13 protein-coding genes are annotated in these 15,449 nt (G+C 58.8%); 12 read left to right on the top strand and 1 reads right to left on the bottom strand.

Features of this window, described 5'->3' with window-relative positions:
• The 4 genes from HC757_RS01505 to HC757_RS01490 all read left to right on the top strand — a co-directional run bounded on the left by HC757_RS01505 (window position 1) and on the right by HC757_RS01490 (window position 4,827).
• The gene (locus HC757_RS01505; RefSeq protein WP_169562484.1) at window positions 1-957 is read left to right on the top strand and encodes an alpha-L-glutamate ligase-like protein; all 957 of its coding nucleotides are present in this window, start codon (window positions 1-3) and stop codon (window positions 955-957) included.
• Window positions 920-2,728 (top strand): M2 family metallopeptidase, encoded by a 1,809-nt coding sequence (locus HC757_RS01500; protein ID WP_169562483.1) that lies wholly within the window; start codon window positions 920-922, stop codon window positions 2,726-2,728. The genes HC757_RS01505 and HC757_RS01500 overlap by 38 nt, the downstream gene beginning before the upstream one ends.
• The gene (locus HC757_RS01495; RefSeq protein WP_169562482.1) at window positions 2,682-3,776 is read left to right on the top strand and encodes a DUF3541 domain-containing protein; all 1,095 of its coding nucleotides are present in this window, start codon (window positions 2,682-2,684) and stop codon (window positions 3,774-3,776) included. The genes HC757_RS01500 and HC757_RS01495 overlap by 47 nt, the downstream gene beginning before the upstream one ends.
• Window positions 3,777-3,909: 133 nt before the next feature.
• Window positions 3,910-4,827, top strand: a complete 918-nt coding sequence (locus HC757_RS01490) for a LysR family transcriptional regulator (RefSeq protein ID WP_169562481.1) — start codon at window positions 3,910-3,912, stop codon at window positions 4,825-4,827.
• Window positions 4,828-4,935: 108 nt separating this feature from the next.
• Here HC757_RS01490 and HC757_RS01485 read toward each other — a convergent pair whose 3' ends face one another.
• Window positions 4,936-5,244, bottom strand: coding sequence for an Hsp20/alpha crystallin family protein (locus HC757_RS01485; protein WP_342343024.1), 309 nt, complete (start codon window positions 5,242-5,244; stop codon window positions 4,936-4,938).
• 776 nt (window positions 5,245-6,020) lie between these two features.
• Here HC757_RS01485 and HC757_RS01480 point away from each other — a divergent pair.
• The 8 genes from HC757_RS01480 (at window position 6,021) to nuoH (ending at window position 15,429) form a co-directional block, all read left to right on the top strand.
• On the top strand, window positions 6,021-6,452 hold the full coding sequence (locus HC757_RS01480; protein WP_169562480.1) for a CBS domain-containing protein: 432 nt from the start codon (window positions 6,021-6,023) through the stop codon (window positions 6,450-6,452).
• A 163-nt stretch (window positions 6,453-6,615) separates the two neighbouring features.
• Window positions 6,616-6,984, top strand: a complete 369-nt coding sequence (locus HC757_RS01475) for an NADH-quinone oxidoreductase subunit A (protein ID WP_169562479.1) — start codon at window positions 6,616-6,618, stop codon at window positions 6,982-6,984.
• A 4-nt stretch (window positions 6,985-6,988) separates the two neighbouring features.
• On the top strand, window positions 6,989-7,630 hold the full coding sequence (locus tag HC757_RS01470) for a NuoB/complex I 20 kDa subunit family protein (RefSeq protein ID WP_169562478.1): 642 nt from the start codon (window positions 6,989-6,991) through the stop codon (window positions 7,628-7,630).
• Window position 7,631: 1 nt separating this feature from the next.
• On the top strand, window positions 7,632-9,440 hold the full coding sequence (gene nuoC / locus HC757_RS01465; protein ID WP_169562477.1) for an NADH-quinone oxidoreductase subunit C/D: 1,809 nt from the start codon (window positions 7,632-7,634) through the stop codon (window positions 9,438-9,440).
• Between the two features lie 26 nt (window positions 9,441-9,466).
• Complete coding sequence (nuoE, locus tag HC757_RS01460) at window positions 9,467-10,024, top strand: NADH-quinone oxidoreductase subunit NuoE (protein WP_244622999.1); 558 nt, start codon at window positions 9,467-9,469, stop codon at window positions 10,022-10,024.
• Between the two features lie 54 nt (window positions 10,025-10,078).
• A complete protein-coding gene (nuoF, locus tag HC757_RS01455) occupies window positions 10,079-11,410 on the top strand; it encodes an NADH-quinone oxidoreductase subunit NuoF (RefSeq protein ID WP_169562476.1) in 1,332 nt (443 codons plus the stop codon).
• A gap of 22 nt (window positions 11,411-11,432) precedes the next feature.
• The gene (gene nuoG / locus HC757_RS01450; protein WP_169562475.1) at window positions 11,433-14,483 is read left to right on the top strand and encodes an NADH-quinone oxidoreductase subunit NuoG; all 3,051 of its coding nucleotides are present in this window, start codon (window positions 11,433-11,435) and stop codon (window positions 14,481-14,483) included.
• Entirely contained in the window at window positions 14,476-15,429 is a 954-nt protein-coding gene (nuoH, locus tag HC757_RS01445; RefSeq protein WP_169562474.1) for an NADH-quinone oxidoreductase subunit NuoH, read from the top strand. Before nuoG ends, nuoH begins: the two co-directional genes overlap by 8 nt.
• Window positions 15,430-15,449: the final 20 nt, after the last annotated feature.

Raw genomic sequence — 15,449 nt, 5'->3', positions numbered from 1 at the left:
ATGAAATACGCCTGGCCCTGGCAGTTGCGCCGTAATGGCGTGCTCAACATGAACATGCGCAATATCAATTATATTGGGCGTTATAATCCGCGGAAATACTATAAACGGGTCGATGACAAGCTGCTCACCAAGCAGCTGGCACTGGCCAATGACATAGCGGTGCCGGATCTCATCGGCGTGATACGTGAACAACACGAAATTGCCGACATTCCCGAAATGGTCCGCGGCCGCAGTGGTTTCGTGATCAAACCCGCCAAAGGGTCGGGTGGCAAGGGCATACTGGTGATCACCCATGTAGAACATCACCGCTATTACAAACCCAATGGCCATGAGATCACCCCGTCCGAAGTCGACCGCCATGTTTCCAACATTCTCAGCGGTCTATTCTCCCTCGGCGGCAAGACGGATGTCGCCATAGTCGAGGGGCTGATCGAGTTCGATCCCGTGTTCGACGGTTACAGTTACGAAGGTGTGCCCGACATTCGCCTCATCGTCTTCAAAGGCTTTCCCGTGATGGGCATGCTCAGGCTGTCGACCACGGCCTCGGACGGCAAGGCCAACTTGCACCAGGGCGCCGTCGGTGTCGGCCTGGATATCGCCACAGGGCAAGGCTTGCATGCGGTCCAGTTCGATTGCCCGCTCGAGCATCATCCAGATACAGGCAAAAGACTCATAGACATCAAGGTGCCCCACTGGGATACCCTGTTGCATACGGCCTCGAGTACCTATGAGATGTGTGAATTGGGTTATCTGGGTACCGACATGGTGTTGGATCAGCGCAAGGGTCCCTTGCTGCTGGAACTCAATGCCCGTCCGGGGCTGGCCATTCAGATAGCCAACGGTAAGGGTATTTTACCCAGGCTGAGACACATAGAGGCCATGAGAGGCCCCAGCATGTCACCAGAGGAAAGGGTGGCTTATGCCAAGACGCATTTTAGCAGCAGTTCTGTATCTTAGTCTGCCTGCGGTGGCCCAGACCACCAGCACGCCCATCAGCCTGCTGGTCGAGCAGTGTCTGCAACTGCCCCAGGAACTGCCCCCCGTCACTCCAGGGGCGGATCCCGACCGGCTGGCGCTGGCGTTCGAACGTCAGACCCTGGCACTCAATAATGTCAACGACAGGCTCAATTATTACCGAGGTTACCGACTCTCCCCGGACGACAGTCAGGCGCTGCTGCAATGTCAGCTGTTCCTCGCCGACACACTCCAGGGGCTGCTCGCGAGCCATGAACTGACTGATTTGAGCCTGGCGCTGGCTGAGGGTGATCAGGCCCAGCGCCGGCTGGGCAAACATCTGGCCTTGCTGCAACAGCAAAGCTGGCCGCGGGAGCGTAAATCGCAGCTGCATACGGCTCAGACAGGCATAAGGCAAAACCTCGACAGCCAGGATCTGAGTCTGGTGATCGCCGCCGAGCAATGCCAGTTACCTTCGCCTGTCCCCTCAGGCCCGGCGCCAGAGATGGCCTCAACCGCCGAGCCCCCGGCTGCCGATGCCCCCCAAATGAGCAAGCAGGTGAGCAAGCAGGCGAACAAGCCCAGCTTAGATGTCAGCATCGCCGCTTATCTCATGCATCAGAGCGATGACCTATGCCGCTTCAGGGTGTGGCAGGCTTATCAAACGCGGGCCACTGAGCGTAACCGCCAGGCGTTCGAGCGCATCCTGGCGCTCAGTGCCTCCCAGGCCGAGGAAGCGGGATTCAGCGACTTCAGCACTTATCGCCTGGCAGGACAGCAACTGCATACCCCGGCACTGGTCAAGGCCTTTCTCGATGGCCAAACCCGGCGGTTAACCGTCAGCCCCTGGGATCTCGGACGGGCACTGGCAACAGCCCCCAAGGCAAATCCGGCCGGGTTGCAGGAGAGCACGGGACAGGGCCTGCTCGAACAGAGCTTCGAGGCCATGAACGCCCTGGGGCTGAGCTTCGAGCCTGTGGCCGAGCGGCTCATCCGCGTCTGGCATAGGGGACGCTTATTGGGCGAGCTATTCCTGGCGCCTGACGCGAACAGCCAAGACAGCAACAGCTACCGGCTGATGCGTCAGGGGGTGCTGGGGCAACAATTCGGTCAAGGGTCACTCAGCCTCAAGTCCAACCTGTCCTCGCTCAGGGATAGGCGCGCAGCCCTTGCCGCCATAGCCCAGGCGGTGACGGCGCTGGGAAAGAGCGGCCATGCCTATCTGCTCAATGCGCAGGGCAGCTCCCTGGACAGCAACCATGTCCCTGCCCTATGGCTGCAATACTACCTGGAAGCGGCATTGGGCCTCTCAGCGCCGGCTGAGTCCGCCTCCGAGCCCAGCCGTGAGGCATTGGCGCTGAGCTATAGCGAGCAGCTGAACGTATTTCGCGCCAAGGTGGCACTGAGCAGCTATCAGGCGGATGCGGCCAAGAGCTACCCGGATCTGGCGGCGCAGTTCAGCGCCAGTTTCGCCGCAAACTGGCCCTCGGTCGAAGATTATCCCTACAGTTTCAGTGCCATCGCCTTCGAGGGGCCGCTCTATTATCAGCGTCTCTGGCAACCGGCACTGGCCAAGCTTATTTATACCGAGACCAAAGAATGTCTGGAACCGGCCCGGGTCTTCGCCATCCTGACCATCAACGAGCCCGGTCTGTCCCTGGAGCAACAACTCGGCAGCTTGATAGGTGAGCCCGTCGAGCCTGCATCCTTAATAAGGAGAGTCAACCATGTTTCAGCCAATCAAAACAGTCAGTCTGGCACTTGCCCTCATTAGCTGTGTCGTGTGTGCCGAGCCGCCACAGAGGATGCTCCCGCACGACCCAACCCCCGTCTATAAACAGATCCAGGCCAATCTGGAGCAACACCTGTTTCAACTGCCTCCCAGGGTGCAGGGACATTATGGCATTCGTCTCTATCGGATGACCGGCGATCCTCAATATGCCAATGCCGCGCTGGTGGATTTGCTGGCGGTGACCGAGGCGCAAAGTTACTACGCCTGCCAGTTGGAAAACCCTGAGTTCGTCCGCCGCGAGGCCGCCGCCGCGATTGCCGCCCTGGGGGATGATCCCAGAGGCGTCGCCCGCAGACAGGCGATGGCTCCCTTCCCCGAGTTCATCTTTTATACCGAATTCTTGTTGCGCTTCGCCAGCCGCACCCAGGCGTTGGGCTTCACGGGGCCATGCCATGACAAGTTGCTCAGCGCACTCAAGCGAACCGACTTAACCCAGGGACTGACGGACGAAGCCATGATCCGGGCCTGGGCGGCACAACTGGTCAACTACGCCTATTGGGCGAAGCAACTCGGGGTGGGTGATTACCTCGCCGACTATAAGCGGGCCTTCATCGCGACCTACCCAAACGATGACGACATACACTTGTCCCAGGCGCAATTTCGCAACAAGCTCTATGGCATGACCCACTTCATCTTCGCCGCCAGCGAATATTACCAGCATACGGTTGACGCCAAGGAGTTCGCCTGGATTCTGGATTACTTCAGCGGGAACATAGAGCGCATTCTCAAAGATGCCACCGAAGATATCATCGCCGAGGTCGGGATCTGCTTCCTGCTGGCTGAGCGCTACGACAGTGAGACAGTGACTCAAACCCGGGACTTTATCACCAAGGCATTCGTGCCCGGCAGCCGGATGATCCCCTCGCCGACGGGGGATACAGATCTTGCCAAGGGCGAACACAGAAACGTATTGGCCATGATGTTGCTCAACTGGCCACAGCGACTGCATCCAGGCCCCTACCTGAGCCGGCTGCCTGTCACTCAAAAAAATCTGCCCAAGCAAGTCACGCCACTGGAGGCCGCCCACTGAGGCCCGGCTAAGGGGCTGGTTCCGACTCGCCTGCCATCCCTGGCCGCGAGCGGACAAAAGGTTTGAAAAAATCGTAAGAAAGCGCCATTATCTTGCTCTACCCGGCCATTTTTTAAGACAATCATTCATCACTATGACCCGAGCCAAATCTACCTTAGAGCAATGGCGCATCCTGCAGGCCGTCGTCGATCATGGCGGCTATGCCCAGGCGGCGGAACAATTGAATAAGAGCCAATCGTCACTCAATCATGCCGTCGCCAAGTTACAGCACCAGCTGGGCATCCAGCTGCTGGAGGTCAAGGGGCGTAAGGCCTATCTCACCAAACAGGGTGAAGTCCTGCTCAGGCGTTCACGCCACCTGACCCAGGCCGTCGGCGAACTGGAGCAATTGGCCAGCAATCTGGAGCAAGGTTGGGAGCCGGCACTGACCATAGCCAGGGAGATCATCTATCCCATGGAGATGCTGGTGGCAGCGCTCAAGGCCTTCCTGCCCGACAGCCGCGGCACCCGGGTCACAGTGCTGGATTCGGTAATAAGCGGTACCCAGGAACTGATACTGGCGCAGAGCGTCGACATCGCCATCAGCGCCAGCACGCCCAAGGGCCACATAGCCGAGCCCTTGTGTGAACTGGAGTTCTATCTGGTATGTCACCCGTCCCATCCACTGGCCGAGGGCGGCGGGATCGAAGATGATAAGCTACTGGCACAACATCTGCAGTTGGTGATCAAGGACACGGGGCCGCGCTCGGATACCGACATAGGCTGGCTCAAGGCGGAACAGCGCTGGACAGTATCCAACTTTCACGAAGCCAAGGTGATCCTCGGCCAGGGCATAGGTTTTTGCTGGATCCCTGCCCCCATGGTTGAAGCCGAGCTGGCCAACGGCAGCCTGAAGCGACTCAAATTACAGGGCAGCAGCAGCCGTAAGTTGGTGCTCAGCCTGGTTGTCCCCAACAGAGACAGGCAGGGGCCGGCATGCAAGTTGTTGGAAGAGCTGATCCTGCAGCAACACGGAGGCGGCGGTGCTGCCGGCAGCTGTGACTTGGTTTAACTGGCTCAGCGACTGTTGGTATGCTGTCACTGAGGGAGGTCATCGTCGGCGATACGCGCAATAAAATACGAGGACCTAATGGCATAGGCCCTCGCCGTCTGAACCAAGTTATTTAATGGCGATTCTGCGTTTCTCTTCCGCTACGGGGTGAGCCTTGGGCGCAGTCAGCTTCAGCAGACCATTGTCGAAACTGGCGCTGATTTCATCGGCGGTAACATTGGTGCCTATATTGAAACTACGGCTGAAGTAACCGATTCTGCGTTCTTTACAGATAACTTTATCTTTTTCAGAGGTTTTTTCTTCGACGACTTGTGCTTCTATGGTCAACACACCTTCTTCTAACTGTGCGTTAATGTCGTTTTTCTGCCCCCCTGGCAGCTCGGCAATGATTTCGTAATGATCCTCTTTCTCAACCACATCGACCCTTGGCCGGAAAAAGTTGGCATCGTCACCATTGCGCTTCAGAGTCAGTGGCAGTGGTAGAAAATTGTCAAAGATGCGATCTACAGCTAGCTGGGGATCAGGTTCATGTTGTCCTCCTTATTCTTGTTGATTGAAGCTCACACCGAACTGAAGGAAAACACCTCCTTCACTCCTAACAATAGCCCGAATAGTCCTGGGCAAGCCGGCAAAAAGCGGCCAGCTGTAGATTTTATTGTACAAAAATAGCCGCCAGGCAAAGGCCATCCGAGCGCCAAGTTGACAGGCCTTGCAGGACTAAATCTCGAGGTGCAATTTTGTTGGCCTGTGCCCTGAGGAGAACAAAAACACGGCTCAGTGCGCCCCTGCGTAAAAAACAAGCTACAACCCGACTGACAGCCTTGGCGTCACCGACACCCAAGCCCGGAGGTGGCTCTTGCCCAAGATGCCGGCAACTGACTGGTGATGACACATGAACTGCCTGCCCGGCCATGTCTTCATAGGCCGGTCACCTGCCCTGGGGCGGTTTCCAAGCCGCGAATCTGACGGCAAGATAGCGCCGGGCCTGAGGCCATTGTTTCTGTTTAAATATTTTTCATTTTTTGTCGAACAAACGAAAAAATCCCGTCTAATCTTAATATTAACTCTGGGACTGAGACATCACACCATGGATGTCACACCATGGACGCTACACATGAACCTACACTTGGTTCGAATCGCCGGCCCGACTCAGATGGCGTCTGAGTGGACTTATTGCAATGCAGGAGATGGGTATGGAATCGCTCAAAATATCCGACTATATGAATAGACATCCGGTCACCTTCACCACCGACATGACGGTGGCCCAGGCCGTTGAACTGTTTCTGAAGGCCAAACAGATAGGCGGCCCTGTTATCGACGAGCACAGGCATGTGATCGGCTTCCTGTCGGAGCAGGATTGCCTCAAGAAGATGATCGAGGCCACTTACCTCAACGAATACCATGATGTGGTCGGCGACGTAATGCACCTGGAGCCCTTGACCGTCCACGCCAATGGCTCGGTATTGGATATCGCCCAACAGATGACCCACGCCAAGCCGAAGATTTACCCGATACTGGATGAGAATGAGCAATTGATCGGGGTGATCAACCGCTCGGATGTCCTCAGGGCGATAGATAATCAACTCAAATCCATGTATGAGAAGGGCCATACCCGCATGGTATGAAGGACTGCGGTTTGGCCCCGGTACAGGTTTGAGACTGTGGCTCCAGGGCAAAGGCCGACAAAAAAACCATAAAGTCAATTATCTACTATGCTTTAGCCGAGCGCGTTAGTTGCATCATGCGTTGCTATTTTGGGAAAGGACACTATCAAGAAGGCGCGAATTCATGCTCCCAGCCAGCTTTGTGTTTTATGCGGTTGCCATCGTTATCCTGACGCTAACCATGTTGTTGGTATCCCATGTGCTGAACCCCCTTACACCAACCAGAAGCAATAATTACCCGTTCGAATCGGGCATAGTCCCTGTGGGCAACACCGACATACGTTGGAGCGTGAATTACTTTCTGATCGCCATCTCCTTCGTGATCTTCGACATAGAGGCGGTGTTCCTCTATCTATGGTCGCTGGTGGTGTTGGATACGGGCTGGCCAGGGCTATTCACCGCGCTCTTCTTTATCTGTGCCCTGCTCATCGCCCTGCTCTATGAAACCAGGCAACACGCCTTCGACTGGGGAAAAAGGATGACAGGAGTATAACAAGATGCGCTGGCAGCTCACTCAACCCGAGATAATCCCGACACACACGGAAACCCTGCAAGAAGTGATCGAGAAGAATATTCTGGTCACTCGCCTGGAAGACTTAGTCGCCTGGGGCAGAAGCAACTCGCTCTGGCCGTTCAACTTCGGTCTGTCCTGCTGTTATGTCGAGATGGCCACGGCCTTCACCAGTCGCCACGATATCGCCAGGTTCGGCGCCGAAGTCATACGGGCCACGCCCAGGGAAGCGGATCTCATCGTCATCTCTGGCACGGTGTTTCTCAAGATGGCACCGGTTATCAAACACTTGTATGACCAAATGCTCGAACCCAAGTGGGTCATCAGCATGGGCTCCTGTGCCAACTCAGGCGGCATGTACGATGTCTACAGCGTGGTACAGGGCGCGGACAGCTTCCTGCCGATAGACGTCTATGTCCCTGGCTGCCCACCAAGACCCGAAGCGCTGATGTACGGCCTGACCCTGCTGCAGCAGGCGATAAGAGAGGGCTATTCGAGACAGCAAAGACCGCTGAAACGGGTCGTGAGTGCCGAAGAGATCCAGGCCTTCGCCTGTCGCAGCCTGCGCGACGAGAAAACGCCGCAGCGCGTCCGGGCCGACAAGCTGGCACCACCGGATGGAGTCTGAGATGCGGCCAGCCAAAGCGGAAGTCTCCCAAGCAGGTACGTCCCAAGTTCGGCATGAATGGCGCCAGGAGCTGACCCTGGCCGATCTCCCCGAACTCGAGCGGCTGCTCGGCGACCGCCCGCCCCGGCAGCAGAGCACAGCGGATAAGATACTCACCCTCTGGATAGCCAAAGACCAACTGCTCGCCGCCATGCAATTGCTCAAGACCCAGAGCGGGCCGTTCAACTTCCTGTTCGATCTCTATGGTGTCGACGAGCGGCTCAGACAAGATCGTCAGCTGCTACCGGCGCAGGACTTTACCCTCGTCTATCATCTGCTGTCGCTCGAGCGCAACCAGGATCTGCGACTCAAGGTCGCGCTCGAGGAAAGCGAGCTGCATATGCCCAGCCTGTGTGCCATCTGGCCTTCGGCCAACTGGTACGAGCGGGAAGCCTGGGATCTGTATGGCATAGTCTTCGATAATCATCCCAACCTCAGGCGCATCCTGCTGCCGCCGACCTTCAAGGGCCACCCGCTGCGCAAGGAATTCCCCTGCCGGGCGACCGAGAATGCCCCCTTCGCACTGGATGAACAGCGCCAGAGCGACGAGCAAGCGGCGCTGAAATTCGATCCCCGGGACTGGGGCATGACGGCCGAGAAGGCAGATCATGACTACCTCTACCTCAATCTCGGCCCCAATCATCCCAGTGTCCACGGCGTATTCCGTATCGCCCTGCAGCTCGATGGCGAGCACATAGTCCAGGCGGTACCCGACATAGGCTTCCATCACAGAGGGGCGGAGAAAATCGCCGAACGCCAGACCTGGCATGGCTTCATTCCCTACACCGACAGGATAGATTACCTCGGCGGGGTGATGAATAACTTCCCCTATGTGCTGGCCATAGAGCAATTGGCGGGCATACGGGTCTCGGCGAGAGTCGAATGCATCCGGGTCATGCTGGCCGAATGCTTTCGCATTCTCAGTCACATGCTGTTTTTCGGCACCTTCGCCCAGGATGTCGGCCAACTCTCCCCCATCTTCTACCTGTTTATCGACAGGGAGAAACTGTTCGCCATCATAGAAGCCATCACGGGTGCCCGCATGCATCCGAGCTGGTTCAGGATCGGGGGGCTGGCCCAGGATCTGCCGAACGGCTGGCATACCCAGATGCAGGAATTTGTCGACTACTTCCCCAAGCGCCTGGACGAGTACCAGGTGATGGTGATGAACAACAGCATACTCAAGCGCCGTACCAAGGGCATAGGCCAATACAGCACGGCCCAGGCGCTGGAGTGGAACATCTCGGGCGCAGGCCTGAGGGCCACGGGCTTGAGTTGGGATCTGCGCAAACAGCGGCCCTATTCAGGCTATGACAACTACCAGTTCGAGGTGCCAACGGCAGAGGGCGGCGACGCCTACGATCGCTGCCAGGTGCGGGTCGAAGAGATGCGCCAGAGCATCAAGATAATACAGCAATGTATCACCCATATGCCTGCCGGCGACTATAAGGCGGATCATCCGCTCACCACCCCGCCCGACACCCGCCGCAGCAAACAGGACATAGAAACTCTTATCCAGCACTTTCTCAACGTCAGCTGGGGCCCGGTGCTCCCCAAGGGTGAGTCCTGTTTCGCCGTGGAGGCGACCAAGGGGATCAATGCCTATACCCTGATCAGCGATGGCAGCAACAGCAGCTACCGCACCCGGATCCGCACCCCCTCATTCCCCCATCTGCAGATGATCCCTGTGTTGGCGAAGGGGCTGATGGTGGCCGATCTGATCGCAATACTCGCCAGCATAGATTTCGTGATGGCGGACGTCGACAGATGAGTTAGCGACAAGGAGGCAGGAGAGAGATGACGTCAAAATATGCGCAATACCAGCCGATCCCGATACGCCAGCTGCCGATGGATGAGGCGACCGGTGAGCTGTCGCCCCAGGAGAAACACCAGCTGGATCTGCTGCTGGCAGCGGCGCCGCAGCCATCGGGGATCAGCATAGATGCGCTCAAGCTGCTGCAGGCCAGCCGTGGCTGGATAGGCGACGATACCCTGCTGGCTCTGGCCGAATATACCCGGCTCCCCCTAGCGGCACTCGAAGGCGTCGCCACCTTCTACAACTTGATCTTCCGCCGCCCCGTCGGCAAGACGGTATTGCACCCCTGCGATGGCATCAGCTGCGATCTCATGGGCGGGGCCGGCTTGCGCCGTCGCCTGAGCCTCTACCTCAACCTGGTTGCCGGCGAAACCACGGCAGATCACAAGTTCACCCTCATTCCCTTGCCCTGTCTCGGGGCCTGTGACAAGGCGCCTGTGATGATAGCCAACCAAATCTTGTTCGAGCGATTGAACGAACAGGAGATCCCGGCGCTGCTCGAGACATTGGCCGCCGAGCAGGGGGGCGAAACCTTATGAGTACCTCTTATGAATGATGAGCCTGTGAGCAACGAGCCTGTTAGTGATGAGCCTATGAATAATGCGCCAGTGGATACCGCGCCGCCAACCAAGCCCCTGACCCGCTTCATTCGTCCGGGTGAGGCCTGCTGGACCTTGGCCGCCTACCTTGCCCAGGGCGGCTATCGGGGACTGGAGAAGGCGCTTGGCCAGAGCCAGGAGCAGCTGCTGGAGCAGATCACCGCCTCCAAACTCAGGGGCCGGGGCGGCGCCGGTTTCCCCACAGGCCTCAAGTGGAGCTTCATGCCCAGGGGAGCCTCCGCCCCCAGTCCAAAATACCTGATAGTCAACGCCGACGAGATGGAACCCGGCGCCTTCAAGGACAGGTATCTGCTGGAACAGACGCCCCACCAGATCATCGAAGGCCTGTTGATCGCCGCACAAACCCTCGACGCCGACACGGGTTACATCTTCCTCAGGGGCGACTATTACCTGGCGCAGCAGCGGCTCACAACCGCCTTGGCCGAATGGCAGGCCCATTGCCTCGAAAACCCGGCCCTCGGTCCCCTTAACGCCAAGTTCAAGATCCATATCCACACCAGTGCCGGGCGTTACATCTGCGGCGAGGAAACCGCGCTGATCAATGCCATGGAAGGCAAGCGTGCCAATCCCAGGGCCAAACCGCCCTTCCCCCAAGTCGCCGGCCTGTGGGGCAAACCTACCATAGTCAATAATGTCGAAACCTACTGCAACCTGCCCCACATCATCAATTTCGGTGTCGACTGGTATCTGAGTCTAGGGCTGGGCCAAGACAGCGGCACCAAGATCTTCGGTGTCAGTGGCAGGGTCAAACGCCCTGGACTGTGGGAACTGCCCATGGGCACCCCCATCCGCGAGCTCATCGAAGTCCATGCCGGCGGCATGTGTGACGGCTACTCGCTCAAGGGCTATCTGCCCGGCGGCGGCTCGACCGACTTTCTCACCCAGGCGCATCTGGACACCCCCATGGATTATGATGCCGTCGGCCGTCAGGGCAGCCGTCTGGGCACCGGCACCCTGATAGTACTGGATGACAGCTATTGCCCGGTCGCCATGGTGCTCAACCTGATCCGTTTCTTCGCTCAGGAATCCTGTGGCTGGTGTACCCCTTGCCGTGACGGCCTGCCCTGGGCCGAAGTACTGCTCAATAAGCTGGAATCCGGCCTGGGCGAAGCCAAAGATCTCGACCAACTCGAGGCCTTATGCCGTTTCGCCGCGCCCGGCACCACCTTCTGCGCCCTCGCCCCGGGCGCCGTCGAGCCGCTGCAGAGCGCCCTCAAGTACTTCAGGGCAGACTTCGAAGCCCACATCACCCAGGGTTGCTGCCCCTATAACCATTCTGCCGCGGGGGAACAGCACTATGGTTGACAAACACAAGGTTGACAAAAGCATGGCCGACAACACAAAGGCCGACCGGGTCGGCATCATAATAGATGGCTGCCGCTATGAGGTAGATGCCGGCGAAAACCTGTTGCAGGCCTGTGTCAGCCTGGGCTTGGACTTGCCCTATTTCTGTTGGCACCCGGCGCTGGGGTCGGTCGGCTCCTGCCGCCAGTGTGCCGTCATCCAATATCAGAATGACGAAGACGACAGCGGCCGGCTGGTGATGGCCTGCATGATCCCCGCCAGCGAAGGGATGCGCGTCTCGCTGCAACAGGAAACGGCGCGCCAATTCCGCAAGACCAACATAGAAGCCCTGATGACCAATCACCCCCATGATTGCCCCGTGTGCGAGGAAGGCGGTAACTGCCACCTGCAGGACATGACACTCATGAGCGGCCACATCAAGCGCGGTTATCCAGGTACCAAGCGTACCCATAAAAACCAGCAGCTGGGGCCCTTCCTCAACCATGAGATGAACCGCTGCATCGCCTGTTACCGTTGCGTGCGCTTCTACCGCGACTATGCCGGCGGCACGGATCTGGATGTCTTCGGCTCGAAAAACCACCTCTATTTCGGCCGCGCCGAGTCTGGGGTGCTCGCCAATCCCTTCGCCGGCAATCTGGCGGAGATCTGCCCGACCGGGGTGTTCACCGACAAGCCCTATTCGCGCCACTATGTGCGCAAGTGGGATCTGCAGACGGGCGCCGCCATCTGCAGCAACTGCAGCCTGGGCTGCAACATCAATGTCGGCGAACGGGACGGTCTGGTCCGAAGGATCAGCAACAGATACCACGCCGCCATCAATGGCCACTTCCTCTGTGATCTCGGCCGTTTCGGCTACGAGCATGTCAACCTGGGCCGGAGACTCGAGCAGCCGCTGCAACGCAACAACGCCGAACGGGCGACCGAGAGACTCGGCGCCAAGGCCGCCAAAGCCTTGCTTACCGAGATAATCAATCAAAATAGTTCACACCAAGGTGAAACAGATAACACCCAGACCAAGGCGGGCTGCATCGCCCTGGGTTCGGCGCGCAGCGCCATAGAGAATAACGCCGCCCTGTTGCGACTGGTGGGGAAAGACAACTTCTACCTCGGGGTGCCTGATGCCCAGGCCGCCATGCTGAGGCAGCTCTGTGACGCCTATAGCCAAGGACGGGTCAAGCCAACCAGCATGAAAGATATTGAAGCCTCGGATGCGGCCTTCATCATAGCCGAAGACATAAGTCATACGGCCCCCAGGCTGGCTCTGACGTTGCGGCAGATGAGCCGCAACGCCGGCAAGGCCAAGGCTCTGACGTTTGGGGTGCAGATATGGCAGGACGATGCGGTGCGCAACCTGACCCAGAGCCTGCGCTCGCCGCTGCATATCCTCGCCAGCCACGAGACAGAGTTGGCCGATGTCGCCACACAAAACTTAGTCTTGCCACTCGAGGGGCAGCTAAGGCTGTTGCGGGCCGTGTTGGCGCTGCTGACGCAGACGCCCCCTACGGAAACCCATACAGAAACTCAGATTGACCCGGATCCACTGTCCGGCCAGGCCGGCGAGATAGTCGCAGATCTGCTCGCGGCCCGAAGGCCTGTGCTCATCTGCGGCACCCAGAGCAACGAGCCGGAACTGCTGCGCCTATGCCTGGAGATTGCCGAGCGGCTGCAAGCGCGGCCGCAACATGACAAGGACCAAACGGGTTTCTATGGCGTCACCCGGCACGCCAACGATCTCTTCCTCGGCCTGATAGCCCAGGCCCAATCACTGACGCCAAGCCCCCTGGGCATAGATGCCCTGTTGTCCCGACTCGCCGACGAACCGATTGAGACGCTGATCATACTGGAGACAGATCTCTATCGTTACTGCGACAAAGACCGACTGGATAAGCTGCTGGACAGGGTAAAACAGCTGATAGTCATAGAGCAGCAGCTGACGCCCACGGCGCAGATGGCGGATCTCCTGTTGCCCGCCAGCTCGTTCGCCGAGTCCCAGGGCTGCTGGCTGAGCGCCGAAGGCAGGTTGCAATTCTCCTTCGCTGCCATGCCGGCCATCGAGGGCCGCGCCCAGGCCTGGCAATGGCTCAGCGAGGCACGGGAGCAACAGGCACACACTCAGACACAGACTCAGACACAGACTCAGACTCAAACACAAGCTCAGGATGAGCCGCGCGGCAGATCTGAACTGATCGCCTGGGTGGCACAAGCACTGCCGGCATTGGCCGCCATCAATGCCTTCGCCGCCCCCCTGGAGTTCAAGACGCTGTCGCCCTTTCCCATCGCCCGCCAACCACTGAGAGCCAGCGCCAGAACCGCGATCCATGCCGGCCAGCATGTCAGGGAGCCGCAACCCCCTGCCGACCCAAACAGTCCCTATGCCTATTCCATGGAAGGGGTCGCAGGTTTTCGCCAGGCGCAGACGCAAATCATCTCTGTGTTGCCGGCCGATGCCTGGTCCCCCAAGTGGAACTCGGATCAGGCGGGCAGTCTCCGCACTGCACTGCTGCAAAGCCCCCAAGATAGCGGCCTCGGCCTGTCCGAAGGGCCGCCGGAACCAGGGACAGTTCCGGCACCGGGTGCAGACCCGGGAGCTGATGCCCAGGCAAGCGACTGCTGGCGCCATGGCATCTGCATTTTCAGTCAAACAGAGCCGGGGTCCATTCCCGTCACAGTGTCAGCGCCTGAGGCAACCACTGCCGCCCAGTCTGTTGCCGCTCAGTCTGCTGACGTTCTGCCCGCCGGTGTCTGGCCGCTGGCACCCGATGCCAATCGTTATGCCGACGCCGAGCTGGCCTGCCTGGGCGACGCCATCCGCGCCGCCATGCCCGAGGCCCGTGTCCGTCTGCATCCTGAGTCTGCCGACAAGCTGGGCCTGGTCCAGGGCGATGACATACGCCTGAGTCGCTATCCGAGTCCCGAGGACTGTGAGTCGGCCGACGTCTGCCTGAGCTGCACCTTGGATGCCGCCGTGGCCAGGGAGCAGCTGTTGGTGCCGACCCCCGTCTTCATGCGACTGGGGCACCTTGCCAGGGTCATTGCGGGTCCCCATGGGACACAGGGAGGCGAGCATGACTAGTCTGAGCCAATTCATCCCCCCACTGGTGATCTTAGTCTTGCTCCTGCTGGCGGCGGCCTGGTCGACCTGGCTGGAACGACGCATCCTGGGACTATGGCAGGACAGACTCGGACCCAACAGGGTCGGCCCCTTCGGCCTGCTGCAGGTCGTCGCCGACATGATAAAGATATTTACCAAGGAAGACTGGATCCCGCCGTTCGCCGACAAGGTGGTGTTCGTGCTGGCACCCATGATCCTGATGATCAGCATGCTGCTGGGGTTCGCCATCATTCCCTTCGCCCCGGACATACAGATCGCCAGCTTCGACAATGCCCTCTTGTTCGTGCTCGCCCTGAGTTCGATCTCCGTCTACAGCGTCATGCTCGCCGGCTTCTCCTCCAACAGCAAGTATGCCCTGCTCGGGGCTCTGAGGACCGCGGCGCAAATGCTGTCCTATGAGGTCTTCATGGGACTGGCGCTGATGGGCATAGTCGTTCTCAGCGGCAGTTTCAGCCTGAACGAGATAGTCGCGGCCCAGGAGGAGCAATGGTTTATCCTCAGTCAGCCCCTGGGCTTCGTGCTGTTTCTCATCGCCGGTGTCGCCGAGAGCCACAGGGCGCCCTTCGATCTGCCGGAGGCCGAAACCGAGATAGTCGCCGGCTTCCACACTGAGTATGCCAGCATGAAGTTCGGCATGTTCTTCATCGGTGAATACCTGGGGGTGATCTTCGTCTCGGCCTTCATCAGCACCCTCTATTTAGGCGGTTGGCAAGGCCCCTGGCTGCCGCCACTGGCCTGGTTCATCCTCAAGACAAGCCTGTTCGTCTTGCTGTTCATCCTGCTGCGGGCGGCACTGCCCAGACCCAGATACGATCAGCTGATGCGTTTCGGCTGGTCCGTACTCCTGCCGTTGGCGCTGGTCAATCTGCTGCTCAGTGCCCTGTGGCAACTGTCTGTCGGTCATTGAGGCAAATCATGAGGAGCGAT

Origin of the sequence: Shewanella salipaludis (assembly GCF_012911865.1) — a bacterium.
Taxonomy (GTDB): domain Bacteria; phylum Pseudomonadota; class Gammaproteobacteria; order Enterobacterales; family Shewanellaceae; genus Shewanella; species Shewanella salipaludis.
Note: the sequence above shows the minus strand (reverse complement) of the source record. Positions and strands in the feature narration are given on the sequence as shown.